General features: G+C 71.0%; 12 protein-coding genes. 6 read left to right on the top strand and 6 right to left on the bottom strand.

Annotated elements, in window-relative coordinates:
• Positions 1-41 precede the first annotated feature (41 nt).
• Positions 42-1,874: an ABC transporter ATP-binding protein gene (locus O7623_RS26510; protein WP_282229593.1), complete on the top strand. Its 1,833-nt coding sequence runs from the start codon at positions 42-44 to the stop codon at positions 1,872-1,874.
• 17 nt (positions 1,875-1,891) lie between these two features.
• Here O7623_RS26510 and O7623_RS26505 read toward each other — a convergent pair whose 3' ends face one another.
• The 3 genes from O7623_RS26505 to O7623_RS26495 all read right to left on the bottom strand — a co-directional run bounded on the left by O7623_RS26505 (position 1,892) and on the right by O7623_RS26495 (position 8,054).
• Positions 1,892-2,725 (bottom strand): class I SAM-dependent methyltransferase, encoded by an 834-nt coding sequence (locus tag O7623_RS26505; protein ID WP_282225669.1) that lies wholly within the window; start codon positions 2,723-2,725, stop codon positions 1,892-1,894.
• Positions 2,726-2,782: 57 nt separating this feature from the next.
• Positions 2,783-5,413, bottom strand: a complete 2,631-nt coding sequence (locus O7623_RS26500) for an IPT/TIG domain-containing protein (protein ID WP_282225668.1) — start codon at positions 5,411-5,413, stop codon at positions 2,783-2,785.
• Positions 5,414-5,594: 181 nt separating this feature from the next.
• Positions 5,595-8,054: an IPT/TIG domain-containing protein gene (locus O7623_RS26495; protein WP_282225667.1), complete on the bottom strand. Its 2,460-nt coding sequence runs from the start codon at positions 8,052-8,054 to the stop codon at positions 5,595-5,597.
• A 237-nt stretch (positions 8,055-8,291) separates the two neighbouring features.
• On the opposite strand from O7623_RS26495, the gene O7623_RS26490 reads away from it, so the two are divergent.
• Both O7623_RS26490 and O7623_RS26485 read left to right on the top strand, forming a co-directional pair.
• The gene (locus tag O7623_RS26490; RefSeq protein ID WP_282229592.1) at positions 8,292-8,861 is read left to right on the top strand and encodes a GNAT family N-acetyltransferase; all 570 of its coding nucleotides are present in this window, start codon (positions 8,292-8,294) and stop codon (positions 8,859-8,861) included.
• Between the two features lie 101 nt (positions 8,862-8,962).
• On the top strand, positions 8,963-9,718 hold the full coding sequence (locus tag O7623_RS26485; protein WP_282225666.1) for an SGNH/GDSL hydrolase family protein: 756 nt from the start codon (positions 8,963-8,965) through the stop codon (positions 9,716-9,718).
• A gap of 65 nt (positions 9,719-9,783) precedes the next feature.
• On the opposite strand, the gene O7623_RS26480 is transcribed toward O7623_RS26485, so the two are convergent.
• Entirely contained in the window at positions 9,784-10,692 is a 909-nt protein-coding gene (locus O7623_RS26480; protein ID WP_282225665.1) for an AraC family transcriptional regulator, read from the bottom strand.
• A 157-nt stretch (positions 10,693-10,849) separates the two neighbouring features.
• Between O7623_RS26480 and O7623_RS26475 the strand changes: the two genes are divergently transcribed.
• The 3 genes from O7623_RS26475 to O7623_RS26465 are packed head-to-tail and all read left to right on the top strand — an operon-like array spanning position 10,850 to position 12,978.
• Positions 10,850-11,155 carry an antibiotic biosynthesis monooxygenase gene (locus O7623_RS26475; protein WP_282225664.1) on the top strand — a complete coding sequence of 102 codons (306 nt, stop codon included), beginning with the start codon at positions 10,850-10,852 and terminating at the stop codon, positions 11,153-11,155.
• Positions 11,156-11,213: 58 nt separating this feature from the next.
• Entirely contained in the window at positions 11,214-12,212 is a 999-nt protein-coding gene (locus O7623_RS26470) for an alpha/beta hydrolase (RefSeq protein WP_282225663.1), read from the top strand.
• 7 nt (positions 12,213-12,219) lie between these two features.
• On the top strand, positions 12,220-12,978 hold the full coding sequence (locus O7623_RS26465) for an SDR family oxidoreductase (RefSeq protein ID WP_282225662.1): 759 nt from the start codon (positions 12,220-12,222) through the stop codon (positions 12,976-12,978).
• A gap of 22 nt (positions 12,979-13,000) precedes the next feature.
• On the opposite strand, the gene O7623_RS26460 is transcribed toward O7623_RS26465, so the two are convergent.
• Both O7623_RS26460 and O7623_RS26455 read right to left on the bottom strand, forming a co-directional pair.
• Entirely contained in the window at positions 13,001-13,642 is a 642-nt protein-coding gene (locus O7623_RS26460; RefSeq protein WP_282225661.1) for a hypothetical protein, read from the bottom strand.
• Positions 13,643-13,678: 36 nt separating this feature from the next.
• A complete protein-coding gene (locus O7623_RS26455) occupies positions 13,679-14,452 on the bottom strand; it encodes a hypothetical protein (RefSeq protein WP_282225660.1) in 774 nt (257 codons plus the stop codon).
• Between the last annotated feature and the right edge of the window lie 34 nt (positions 14,453-14,486).

Raw genomic sequence — 14,486 nt, 5'->3', positions numbered from 1 at the left:
GCGGCAACGGCTCCGTCGGCGGGCAGCCGGACTGGCGGGGGGTGGCCGACGACCGGATGGACCACCTGGGCGGATCCGGCGAGGCGGCAGGTGGCGACCCGGCCCGGCTGCGGGCCCGCAGCCGGGCCCTGCTCGGCTCGTTGACCCGACCGCACCGACGGATGATCGGCGTCGCGGTCGCCCTGCTGCTGCTGCAGAACGCCGCCGCGATGGCCGGACCGTACCTGGTCATGATCGGTATCGACCGGGCCATCCCGCTGCTGCGGGACCGGGGCGCGGTCGGCCCGTTGGTCGCGGTCGGCGTCGCCTTCCTGGCCGCGACGATCGCCGAGTACGCCGGCAAACGCACCTTCCTGATCCTGTCCGCCCGGATCGGCCAGGCGATCCTGCTCGACCTGCGCCAACGGGTGTACCGGCACTTCCTGCGACTGTCGGTCGACTTCCACGAGCGGTACACCTCCGGCCGGGTGGTCGCCCGGCTGACCAGCGACATGGATTCCATCGCCGAACTCGTCGAAGGTGGCATCGACGACCTGGTGCTGGCCGGGCTGTCGGTGATCTCGGTGGCCGGCATCCTGCTGTGGCTGGACCCCCCGCTGGCGGTGGTGACCCTGTTGGCGTTCCCGTTCCTGCTGTGGATCTCGGTCTGGTTCGCCCGCGCCTCCACTGTGGCTTATCGGCGGACCCGGGAGGCCGTCGCCCTGCTGATCGTCCACTTCGTCGAATCCCTCGGCGGGGTACGGGCGGTGCACGCGTTCGGCCGTGAAGCCCGCAACCAGGAGATCTTCACCGAAGTCAACGACGGCTTCCGGCAGGCCAACCTGCGGGCGTTCCGACTGATCGCGATCTACTCGCCGGCGTTGAAGGGGATCGGCAACGTCGCGGTCGCCATCGTGCTCACCTACGGCGGCTGGCAGGTGCTGCAGGGCGAGACCGAGATCGGGGTACTCGCCGCGTTCCTGCTGTACCTGCGCCGATTCTTCGAGCCGATGCAGGAGCTCAGCCAGTTCTACAACTCGCTGCAGTCGGCCACCGCCGCCCTGGAGAAACTGTCCGGGGTCCTCGACGAGCGACCCGAGGTGCCCGAGCCGGCCCGTCCGCGCCCGCTGCCGGTGCCGGTGCGCGGCGCGGTGCGGCTGCGCGCGGTCTCCTTCGGCTACCGGCCGGACCGGCTGGTGCTGCCTGAGCTGACCGTACGGATCCCGGCGGGACAGACCGTCGCCCTGGTCGGCGCCACCGGGGCCGGCAAGTCGACGATCGCGAAGCTGGTGGCCCGGCTCTACGATCCGGTGTCCGGCGCGGTCACCCTCGACGGCGTCGACCTGCGCGACATCGCCGGCGTCGACCTGCGCCGCCACGTGATCATGGTGACCCAGGAGAACCACCTGTTCGCCGGCAGCGTGGCGGACAACATCCGGTTCGGCCGGCCGGACGCCACCGACGCCGAGATCGAGGCCGCCGCGCGGGCGATCGGCGCGCACGAGTTCATCGCCGGGCTGCCCGACGGGTACGCCACCGACGTGCACCGCCGTGGCGGGCGGCTCTCCGCCGGGCAGCGGCAGCTGGTGGCGTTCGCCCGGGCGATGCTCGCCGACCCGGCGGTGCTGATCCTCGACGAGGCGACCTCGTCGTTGGACGTACCGACCGAACGGCTGGTGCAGCGGGCGTTGCAGACGATGCTGACCGGCGGCGACGGCGGGCGGGGGCGGACCGCGCTGGTCATCGCCCACCGGCTGTCCACGGTGCAGATCGCCGACCGGGTGCTGGTCCTCGACGGCGGCCGGATCGTCGAAGACGGCGCACCGGCCGACCTGGTCGCCGCCGGCGGCCGGTACGCCGCCCTGCACGACCAGTGGCGCGACAGCCTCAGCTGACGTCCTTCACGACAGCCTCAGCCGACGTCCTTCACCGCCCGCAGGGTGTAGCTCAGCGGCAGCCGCTGCGGGCGTTCGGTCAGCCGCCACTCGCCGTCGTCGCCCTTGGTCATCCGGCCGGGCAGCGCGTTCCACGGCACACTGTCGTGCTCGACCAGGTCGGTCACCCGCAGCCCGGCAGCGGTCAGTGCGGTGAAGATCTCCCCGATGCCGTGGTTCCACGAGTGCGTCAGGTTGTGGGTGAAGTTGGCGTCGGTGTCGACGTAGGTGCCGGCCTCGTCCCACACCAGCGGCTGCTCCGTCTCGAAGTACGGCAGGTCCAGCACCAGCAGCCCGTCCGGACGGGTCTCGTCGATCGCCCACAGCGCCGGATGCCCTTCCCGCAGGAACAGCCGGCCGCCCGGCCGCAGCAGCCCGGCCACCGTGTCGGCCCAGCGGGTCACGCTGGGCAGCCAGCAGAGCGCCCCTATACCGGTGAAGACCAGGTCGAACCGACCGGCGCCGAGCACCTCGACGGCCCGGTAGACGTCGGCTTCGACGTACTCGATGGGGGTCCGCGCGGCGGCGGCGATCCGGCGGGCCTCGGCCAGCGACGCCCCGGACAGGTCCAGACCGGTCATCGTCGCACCCAGCCGGGCCAGCGACAGAGTGTCGGTGCCGATGTGACACTGCAGGTGCACCCCGCGTACGCCGGTGAGGTCACCGAGGCGCGGCACGTCGAACCGGACCACGTCACTGAGCCCGGTCGGGTCGGCGACCAGCTCGGCGACCCGGTAGTCCGGTGAGGCGGCGTGCGCCGGGGCGCGTTCGTCCCAGCTGGCCCGGTTGATCTCGAGGTAGTCGGCAGTCATGTGGCTGACGATGCCACCGCTTCCCGATCCCGACATCCCGTTTATCGGCTGTCGACGTCACGCCATGGTCGCGCGCCTCCGGGTAAGGAGAAGCAGGGCGACACCCATGACCATGAGGGCAGCACCGCTGGTGATCAGGTTCGTCGTCGCGCTACCGGTGACCGGCAGCCCCACGTACCGGAAGGCGATCTCGTTCGAGGTGCCGTTCGGGGTGGCCACCGTGATGGTCGTCTCCTCGACGCCACAGGACGGGGTGACGAAGCTCAACGAGGTTCCGGAGCTGTCGACCGTGACGTCACCTGCCGGAATCGTCCTGCCGCAGATCGTCACGGTCGTCTGACCTGGAATGAAGCCACTGCCCGCGACGACAACTGTGGCCCCGCCGTTGGCCGGTCCCTGTCCGGGGTCGACCGACTCGATCACCGGTGCCGGTGCGGTGGTGTAGGTGAACGCGTCCGGGGCGACCGCGTCGTCACCCGGCAACACCACCACCACGTCGACCGGACCCAACGGCCCCGGCGGCGTCACCACCGTCAACGACGTACCCGACGGATCCACCACCAGGTTGGTCCCCGGCACCCCACCGAACGTCACATCGGTAGCGTCGGCGAGTCCCGAACCGGTGACCGTCACCGTGGTCCCACCCGTGTTGGGACCCGAATCGGGTGACACCGCATCGATCGGCGGACCTCCGTACCGGAACGTTCCCGCGTCGACCACGCCGGCCGGGAACACGATCGCCACGTCCGCCGGGCCGGCGACCCCCGGCGGCGTCGCCACCGTGATCGACGTGCCTGCCGAATCCACCGACAGCTGCGCACCCGCGACCCCACCGAAGGTCACATCAGTTGCTCCCTCGAAACCCCGACCGGCGATCGTCACCAACGTGCCGCCCTCGGTCGGGCCGTACCTGGGGTACAGGTCTGTCACCGCCGCGTCCGACCCGTCGAGCAGGTACGCGTAGTTCAGTGGGAAGGTGGTGCCGTTGGCCGTGGTCACCGCCACCTGAACCCACCCCCGCCCAGGTGGAGTAACCGCCGTCAACGACGACCCCGACGGATCCACCACCACGTCCGTAGCCGGCACCCCGTTGAACGTCACCGACGTACCGCCCGGCACGAAACGCGCCCCGGTGATCGTCACTGTCTGACCACCCGAGAGCGGACCGGATCGCGGATGAATGCCGTACGCCGCTGGTGGGCCAAGGACGTACGTGACGGCGTTGCGGAGGACTGCGTCCGGTCCCGGCAGCTGCACCACCACGTCGACCGGACCCAGCGGCCCCGGCGGCGCTATCACCCGCAACAGAGCACCCCACCAGTCCAGCTGCTCGACCCTGCCGATCACCGGCACACCACCGAACGTCACGCCTTCCACGTTCAGGAGCCCACCACCGCCAATCCACACCAGCTCGTTGCCAGTATTCGGCACTTCGCCCGGCGTGACGAAGTCAACATAGGGGGCGTTGTATGTGAACGTCCCCGCGTGCACCACACCTGCTGGGAACACGATCTCCACAGCCGCCGGACCGGCAGGATTCTGCGGAGGCACCAACGTGATCACCGTTCCCGCCGGACTCAGCCGAAAGTCGGTGCCCGGGACACCGGCGAACGTGACACCTGTCGCCCCTTCGAAGCCCCTGCCAGTGATGTCCACCAGCGAACCGCTGGAAGTCCACCCGGAATCGGGATTGAGCCCGGTGACCACGGCGTCCGAGCCATCCGCCAGATAGGTGTAGCGAAGTAGCGTCGTAGCGCCGGCGGTGGACACCAGCACGTCGGCCGGGCCCGTCGGCCCCGCCGGGGTAACCGCCGTCAGGGACGTTCCGGATGGTTTCACCACTACGTGGGTCGCGGCAACACCGTCGAACGTCACCGACGTACCGCCCGGCACGAAACCCGTACCGGTGATCGTCACGCTCTCGCCACCCGACTGCCGACCGGCATCAGGGTCGATCGCATACGTTGGTGACGGTGGCACCGCCCGCGCGCAGGACGCCTCGGCAACGACCACGGTGCCAACGGGGATCACGACCGGCGAGCCGGCGATCTCGCCGGTCAACTGGAGCGTCGCGGTGACGGTGGCGGCAGAGGCACCGTCCGCAGTGACGGACTCGGTGCGGCTCAGGGTGACGACGAGATTTCCGTTGCCCAGACCGTCCACGGTCACGGCGGCGGTCCACCGGCGACCCCCACCGCGGTTTGCCAACAGGGTGACCGGCTCCCCGAAGACCGTCAGGCCCGCCAGGGTCGTATCAGCTCGCTGACCGCCGGTGGCGGGGCAACTCACCGACGCGTCGGCCGCCGCCACAGTGAGGACCTCCAGCCCGAGGACGGCCAACGACAGGCCGGCGACCGAGGACGATGCCAACGAGCCGCCGACAAGTTTGGTGGCGGTCACCTCGGTGACCGTGCCGCCGGTGGTCACCCCGACGGCACCGGCGGCGTCGATCGCGATCGAGGTCTTGCTGTCGGTCCCGCCACCGATGGGAGCCGACGCGACGCCGGCGGCGAGGTTTGCGGAAATCACCGTCCGCCCGAGCACTTCGGCGTCGAGCGACACCACCGCTCCCCTGGCTCGCGCGTCACCGGATGCGGCGAGCGCTGGCGTGATCACCGCCAGGCCGGAGACGATCCCGAGTAACGCGGCCAGGGTCAGGGCCGCTGTGCGATCCCATGTCGAACTCACTGGAACAACCTCGACTTGTCTGCGGACTCCGACACGACCTTGGATCTCGATCCCAGCGACGAACAGCGACAAATGAGATCAGGTTTCGCTGGTCGCGAGCTCCGGTCCGGTCGACGCGATGAGGACGGGTGGCCCCGGTCGTTCCACGCTCCCGGGACCACCCTCCCTCAGTCGTTACCTGTCACGCCCTCTTCGCCCGACGGCGGGTGAGCAGAAGCAACGAGACGCCCAGCAGCACGAGTGCGCCACCGCTGGTGATCAGGTTCGTCGTCGCGCTACCGGTGACCGGCAGCCCCACGTACCGGAAGGCGATCTCGTTCGAGGTGCCGTTCGGGGTGGTCACCGTGATCGAGGTACGCCCCGCTCCGCACGCAGGCGTGACAAAGGTGAGCTGATCACCGACGCTGTTCACGGTCACCGCACCGGCCGGCACCGTCTGGCCACAGATCGTGACGGCCGTCTGGCCCGGAATGAACCCGTCACCGTCCACGACGACCGTGGTACCACCGCCGGTGGAGCCCTCGGCGGGATCGACCGAGTCGATCACCGGCGCCGGCCCGGAGGTGTAGGTGAACCCGTCCGAGGCGACCGCGTCGTCACCCGGCAACACCACCACCACGTCGACCGGACCCGCCGGCCCCGGCGGCGTTACCACCGTCAACGACGTACCCGACGGATCCACCACCAGGTTGGTCCCCGGCACCCCACCGAACGTCACATCGGTAGCGTCGGCGAGTCCCGAACCGGTGACCGTCACCGTGGTCCCGCCCGTGTTCGGACCCGTTTCCGGCACAACAGAGTCGATCGTCGGCGGAACGTAGGTGAAGGTCCCCGCGTCCGCCGTACCCGCCGGGAACGTGATCGCCACATCCGCCGGACCAGCAGCACCCGGCGGCGTCACCACCGTGATCTCCGTACCAGCCGGATTCACCGAAAAACCCGAACCCGGAACCCCATCGAACGTGACCCCGGTCGCCCCCGTGAAACCCGAACCCGTGATCGTCACCGTCGTCCCACCCGACGTCGGACCCGAATCAGGATCCAACCCGGTCACCACCGCGTCACTACCGTCAGCCAGATACGTGTACCCCAACGGATCAGTCGCGCCACCGTCAGTGGACACCACCACATCCGCCGGACCCACCGCACCCGGCGGCGTCACCGCCGTCAACGACGTACCCGACGGATCCACCACCACACCAGTAGCCGGCACCCCGTCGAACGTCACATCCGTACCACCCGGCACGAACCCCGAACCCGTGATCGTCACCGTCTGACCACCAGACTGCGGACCAGCATCCGGATCGATCGACGACGCCGTCGGCGGCACCGGAACGTAGGTGAAGGTCCCCGCGTCCGCCGTACCCGCCGGGAACGTGATCGCCACATCCGCCGGACCAGCAGCACCCGGCGGCGTCACCACCGTGATCTCCGTACCAGCCGGATTCACCGAAAAACCCGAACCCGGAACCCCATCGAACGTGACCCCGGTCGCCCCCGTGAAACCCGAACCCGTGATCGTCACCGTCGTCCCACCCGACGTCGGACCCGAATCAGGATCCAACCCGGTCACCACCGCGTCACTACCGTCAGCCAGATACGTGTACCCCAACGGATCAGTCGCACCACCGTCAGTGGACACCACCACATCCGCCGGACCCACCGCACCCGGCGGCGTCACCGCCGTCAACGACGTACCCGACGGATCCACCACCACACCAGTAGCCGGCACCCCGTCGAACGTCACATCCGTACCACCCGGCACGAACCCCGAACCCGTGATCGTCACCGTCTGACCACCAGACTGCGGACCAGCATCCGGATCGATCGACGACGCCGTCGGCGGTGCGGGCGCGGCGGGACGTTCGCAGGTGGCCTCCGCGATGATCACGGTACCGACCGGGATGACCACCGGCACACCGAGAATCTCACCCGAGAGTTCGGCGGTGAGCACGATGGTCGCCGCCGCCGCGCTGTCGGCGGCCACGGTCTCGATACGGGACAACGACAGGTCGAGGCTCGCACCGGCCAGGCCCGGCACGGTCACCGCGGCGCTCACGTCGAGGCTCGGTCCGTTGGGGACCAGGACCTCGGCGGAGCCGAGGACGGTCAGTCCGGTCAGCGTCGTCTCGGCGGTCGGCGTGCCGAGGTACGGGCAACTCACCGCCGCCTCGACCGCCGAGGCGGTCAGCACGTTCACGCCGAGGATGTTCAACGAGACGTCGGCGACCGCCGACGAGGCGAACGAGGAGATCGGGCCTCTGGTCGCGCTGACTTCCAGCACCGTGCCGTCGGCCGTGACACCGACGGCACCGGGCAGGGTGATGTCGATCAGGGTCTCGGTGTCGGTGCCACCGCCGGGTGGTGCGGTCGCGGACCCGATCACGGCGTCGGCTTCGACCACCGGGACTCCGAGCACCTCTCCGGACAGGTCGACGACGACCCCCCTCGCCTGCGCATCGCCGGGAGCGGCGTGAGCCGGCGTGGTGGTCACCGCCAGGCCACCGGCTGTCCAAAGGAGCGCGGCCAGCCAGAGGCCGGCTACGCGTTTCATTGTCGACTGCACTATTTCCCTCGTCTCGCATTCGGCATCGTCCGGAACAGGTCGATGTGCCCGTCCCTCAACCGAGAACGACAACAAATCGGGCGAGTCTCGTAAAAAGTCGTACGTTGCGTCAGGTTGGCCCACACGTCGGTCACGGCGACTCTGGCTGGACGCCAGGGCGTCGCCCGAACGGCTCCGTTTCCGCCGTTCGCCGGATGTCACCCGGGCCCAGCGACTAGGGTTGCCGTCCGTACGTCACCGGAACGCAGCCCGTATAGTCGTCCGGTGCAGCATCCCGGTTCACCCGACACGGCACCCCCGCCTCAGGTCGACGTGGCCACCGCCGCCGACCGTGGCCGTACCGTCGACACGCTGGTCGCGGCGTTCGTCGCCGACCCGGTGCTGCGGTACCTGTTCCCTGACGACGCCAGCTACCCGCACTGCGCCGGGGCCTTCTTCGGCCGGCTGTTCGACCGCCGGGTGCCGCACGGCACGGTCTGGACCGTCGGTGGCGGCGACGCGGTGGCGATGTGGCAACGGCCGGACGTCGACGCCGCCGACCCCGGATCCGGCGACACCGACGACCTCGCCGAGGTGCTGCCCGCCGACGCGCTGGCCCGGGTACGCCGATACGACATGGCCGTGCACGCGGCGCTGCCGGCCACCCCGTTCTGGTACCTCGGGGTGCTCGGCACCCGGCCGGACCGGGCCGGCCAGGGGTGGGGTGGGGCGGTGATGCGGGCCGGGCTGCGCCGGGCCGCCGCCGACGGCCTGCCCGCCGTCCTGGAGACCAGCAACCCGGCGAACGTGGAACGATACCGCCGCGCCGGTTGGCAGGTGATCCGGCAGATGGCGGCCGATCCGTTGACAATCTGGATAATGCAGCACTCCGGTATGGACTGAGCCGGCGGGATCCGCGTCACAGCGGTGCGCGGTCACCGGCGGGTAGCTTGATGGCCGCGCGTGGCGGGGGCCGGTGTGGTCCACGGGGACGGGAGGTCGCGGTGCGGTACGTGGCGATCGGCGACAGCTTCACCGAAGGGCTCGGCGACGAGCTGCCCGACGGCACCACCCGGGGCTGGGCCGACCTCGTCGCCGCCGGGCTCGCCGCCGCCCACGGCACGACCGTGCAGTACGCCAACCTGGCGATCCGGGGCCGGCTGCTGGAGCCGATCGTCACCGACCAGCTGGACCGGGCGCTGTCGATGTCCCCCGCCCCGACGATGATCACGCTCAACGGGGGCGGCAACGACATGATGCGCCCCGGTGCCGACCTGGACCGGCTGCTGGCGCTCACCGAGGGCGCGGTCCGCCGCTGCGCCGCCGCTGGCGTACGGCTGGTGCTGCTCAGCGGCGGTGACCCCAGCGCGCGGCTGCCCTTCGGCAACGTGATGCGCCGACGCGGGGTGGCGCTGACCGCCGCCACCGCGGACCTCGCCGCCCGGCACGGCCTGGAGTTCGTCGACGTGTTCAGCGACGTCGAGATCCGCCGCGAGCAGTACTGGTCGACCGACCGGCTGCATCTGAACTCGGCCGGGCACCGCCGGGTGGCGAGTCTGGTGCTCGACGGGCTCGGGTACGCGACCGAGGCGCACGTGGTCGAGCCGGCACCGGTCGGTACTCGGCGGGGTCTGCTGGCCGAGGCCCGCTACTACCGGGAGTTCGTGGTGCCGTGGGTGCACCGGCGGCTGCGGGGCCGCTCGTCCGGCGACGGGCGGACGGCAAAGTACTTCGACTGGGTGCCGGTCCAGCCGGCCTGAGTCGGCCCTGACAGTCCAGCCGGCCTGAGTCGGCCCCGCCGGTCGAGCCGAGCCGTGTGAGCCGCTCACATCGCGGCCGGCACCACCTCGGCGGCGGGCCGCCCACGCAGTCGGGCGGCATCCTGGCTGGGCGGTACGCCGAACTGCCGGCGGTACTCGCGGCTGAACTGTGACGGGCTGTCGTAGCCGACCCGGGCCCCGACCCCGGTGACGTCGGTGGGGTGGGTGGCGAGCAGCAGCCGGGCCTCCTGCAGCCGGATCTGCTTCTGGAACTGGATCGGGCTCATCGCGGTCACCGCGTGGAAGTTGCGGTAGAACGCGGAGACGCTCATGCCGCACAACTGAGCGACGTCCTCGACCCGGAAGGACCGGGCGTAGTGCTCGCGGATCCACCGGACCGCCCGCGCGACGTGGGTCAGGCCGCTGTCGGCCAGGCCAAGTTGGCGCACCACGGTGCCCTGCTCGCCGGTGATCACCCGCCAGAGGATCTCCCGTTTGATCAGCGGAGCCAGCACCGCCCGGTCCCCGGGCCGGTCGAGCAGGCGCAGCAGCCGGACCACCGCGTCGACGAGTTCGGCGGGCGCGTCGCTGACCGCCAGACCGGACGGGGTGCCTCCGGCCACGGGTGGCAGGTCTCCGGGTGCGGCGTGCAGGAGCAGCTCGGCGACGGTCGTCGGGCGTAGGACGAGGCCGAAACCCAGGGCCGGCCGCTGCGGGTCGGCCTCGGTGAAGTGCCCGGTGATCGGCAGGTCGACCGAGGCGATCAGGTACTGCCCAGCGTGGTACTCGTACACCCGGTCGCCCAGCGCGAGCCGCTTCGCGCCCTGGGCGATGAGCGCCAGGACGGTGCCGGTCATCGACGGCGTCGGCGGCGTCGTCCGGTCCACCTTGGAGATCAGTACGTCGTCGATCGCGGTCGTCGTGTCGGGGCGGGCGTGCCGGGTGATCAGTGCGCGCAGCTCATCGAGGTCCACCCACCGATTAGAGCATCATTCGATCCTCGCCACAACGAGAGGATCAGGCAAGCATCCGCGAGGATGTTTCTATCGTTTCAGCAGCTGGCAGTGCTTCCATTGGTGTGTCGATAAAGCGCGGTTGCGGTAGCAACCGACAAGCAAGGAGAACCCGCTGATGACCGTCGACCACGGTTTCCACGCCACCATGACCGCCCAGCCCGGCAAGGGTGACGAACTGGTCGCGCTGCTGCTCGCCGCGCCGGCCCTGCGGCACGACGAGTGCGTCGTCTTCCTGGTCGGTCGGTCGGCCGCCGACCCGGACACCGTCTCCGTCACGGAGGGCTGGACCAGCCGGGAGGCGCACACCACGTTCTTCGCCAGCGAGCCGGCGCAGGCACTGGTCGCGGCGCTGCAGCCGCTGCTGACCGGCGACGCCCGGTACACCGACGAGATCCCGGTCGGCGGCCGGGCCGCCTTCTGAACCCCCGCCGACCGACCCCGCCGACAGCGACAGCGACCACCCCCTGTGGAGGAACCCCATGCCACCCGTACGGCCTGATCTCGACCCCGAGCTGCGTACGCTGCTCGCCGACCTGCCGCTGACGACCGAGCTCGACGCCGAGATCCTCGCCCAGCTGCGTCAGTTTCCGACGACGCCGATCGACATCCTCCTCGCCGGCCGGGCCGTCGATCGCCGGGAGGTCGCCGCCACCGCCCCGGACGGGACCATGATCCCGCTGTCGGTCCTGCGCCCCGCCGGGACCGACCGCCCCACCCCCGCACCCTGCGTCTACTGGATCCACGGCGGCGGGATGGTGATGGGCGACCGGTACTCGCAGATCGACATCCCGCTCGACTGGCTGGACCGGTTCGGTGCCGTCGTCGTCTCGGTGGAGTACCGGCTGGCCCCGGAGGCCGCCGGCACCACCCTCGTCGAGGACTGCTACCAGGGTCTGCTCTGGACCGTCGCGCACGCCGACGAGCTGGGCATCGACCCGGCCAGGATCGTGGTCGCCGGGGCCAGCGCCGGCGGTGGCCTGGCCGCCGGTGTCACCCTGCTGGCCCGCGACCGGGGCACCCCGCCGATCGCCGCGCAGGTGTTGATCTGCCCGATGCTCGATCACCGGGGCGTCACCACGTCGAGCCGGCAGTACGCCGGCGGGGCAGGCGTCTGGACCCGGGAGATGAACGAGTACGGCTGGTCCGCGGTCCTCGGTGACACGGCCGACGGCGACGTGCCCGGCTACGTCTCGCCCGCCGTGGCCGACGACCTCGCCGGCCTGCCGACCACCTACGTCGACGTCGGCACCGCCGAGGTCTTCCGCGACGAGGACGTCGCCTACGCCACCGGGATCTGGGCGGCCGGCGGCCAGGCCGAGCTGCACGTCTGGGCCGGCGGATGCCACGGCTTCGACGCGCTGTTCCCGCACGCCCAACTGTCGGTCGAGGCCCGCCGTACCCGCAGCGACTGGCTCGCCCGGGTCCTGTCGGCACCGACCGACGCACCGCTTCCCACCACCCCTCCAACGGACAGGTAGGTCAGTCATGCAGGTTGCCATCGTCACCGGTGCCAGCTCGGGCATCGGGCAGTCCGCCGCCATCCAGATCGCCCGCCGGGGAACCGGCGTCATCTGCACCTACCAGGGCAACGAGGCCGGGGCGGCGGCCACCGTCGCCCGCATCACGCAGGCCGGCGGCACGGCCGTCGCGCTGCCGCTGGACCTCGGCCGGTCGGCGACGTTCACCGCCTTCGCAGACCGCGTCGTCGCGACACTACGCGACACCTGGGGGCGCGACACGTTCGACTTCCTGGTCAACAACGCCGGGTCCAGCCACGTGGCGCTGTTCCCCGACACCACCGAGGAGGCGTTCGACGCCCAGCTGCGGATCCTGCTCAAGGGTCCGTACTTCCTGACCCAGACCCTGCTGCCGACGCTGGTCGACGGCGGCGCGATCGTCAACGTCACGAGCACCTCGGCCGGCCACGCCGGCCTGACACCCGGCTACTCGGCGTACGGCACCATGAAGGGCGGCCTGGTGGTGCTGACCCGCTACCTGGCCAAGGAGCTCAGCAGCCGCGGCATCCGGGTCAATTCGGTCTCACCCGGCCCCACCCGCACCCGCATCGCCGACGACGCGTTCGACCGTCACCCGGAGGTGATCCCGGCGTTGGTGGCCGAGACCGCCCTCGGCAGGCTCGGCGAACCCGACGACATCGGCATGGCGATCGCAGCGCTGCTGGCTGCGGAGAGCCGCTGGATCACCGCGCAGGACATCGAGGTCTCCGGCGGCTACCGCCTCTGACCGCGGCGGTTACGCACCGGTGTCACGAACCGCGCAGGAAGCGCAGGCCGAGCAGGAAGGCCACCGTTGCCGGACCGGCGAGCAGGGTCACCGCCTGCAGCCGGTACGGCATCCGGTGCCGGCCGAGGTCGACCGCGTTACCGAGGACCGCGACGGCGGCCAGCATCATGAAGGCCCCCCACCAACCGGTGCCGGCCAGATCGACGACACCGGTGGTGATCAGCAGGAACGTCACGCCGAGCCCGGCGCCGGTCAGGGCCAGCGACGCGACGGTTCGGTGCAGCCCCCGGCCGAGCGGATGCTCCGGCCGCCAGTGGTAGGTACCGGCGACGGCCAGGCACGGCAGGGCGATCATCACTGGCCAGCCGACGCCCATCAACCCCAGCATGAGCAGGGCGCCGACGGTGCAGACCAGGGCACCGGCGCACGCGGTCACGTACCCGCCGAGGGCTCGGCCGCCGCCCCGGACCAGCAGCGGCCCGCCGCAGGCGGCCAGCAACGCACCGGGCACCAGGACGAAGCCGGCCCACCAGTGGAACCGGCCCGTCGACTGGGCGAGGGCGGTCACCGCACCGGTGGCCAGGGCCGCCGCGCCGATTCCGGCGAGCCAACCGCGCTGAGTCTGACCGTTGGTGTCCACGACGACGACTCTGCCGGCCGGCACGCCGGCGCACCATCCGGCTAGCCCTACCTCCGACGGTCAGAAATCCCCGAACCCGCCGAAGTCACCACCACCGAAGTCACCACCACCGAAATCGCCACCGCCGAAGTCCTCACCGCCGCCGGAGAAGTCCTCACCGCCGGAGAAGTCGTCACCGCCGGCCCCGCCGTCGTCCAGACCAGCGGCGGAGTCGGCGTCGTAGCCAGGGTCACCGAACGCCGGAGAGAACAACGCGCTGAAGATCAGCATGCCGCCGAGGGCACCGGCGGCACCGGCCAGCGCCGGCTTCCACAGCGGCTGGGAGTACCAGCCGGCGGGCACCGGCCGCCCCTGGTGGTAGCCGCCCGGGTAGTAGTGCGGAGTCTGCGGGCCCGGGTTGGGCCCGGCCCGGAAGGTCTGCCCCTGTACGTCGACCTCGCGCTCCTTGGTGAGCTGCCCGGCGCCCCGGGCGGCGGCCAGTGGCGGCAGCTCCGGGCCCGGGTCGATGCCGAGCGCCACCCGGGCGGCCCGCACGTAGGCCAGCCCTTCCAGGGCGGTCTCCCGGGCCAGCTCGAACTGGGTGACGCTGCGGGCCTGCTCCAGCTGCGAACCGGCGGCGTTGTAGCGCTCACCGGCGTCCAACAGGGCCTGCTTAACTGCCGGAGCGTCGCCGTGCAGGTTCATCACCTGCCCGCCGAGCCGCTCGTACCAGCGCTGCGCCTCGGCGCGGGCGTCGGCCAACGCACGCTCCTTGCGGGCGGCGCTCTCCCGTCGCCACCACAGCGCGCCGCCGGCGAGCAGCGCCACCAGGACCAGGAGCAGAAGAAATTCCATGCCTACGACGGTAGCCGCCCTGATCCACCACCAG

Source organism: Solwaraspora sp. WMMD791, assembly GCF_029581195.1.
Classification (GTDB): Bacteria; Actinomycetota; Actinomycetes; order Mycobacteriales; family Micromonosporaceae; genus Micromonospora_E.
Note: the sequence above shows the minus strand (reverse complement) of the source record. Positions and strands in the feature narration are given on the sequence as shown.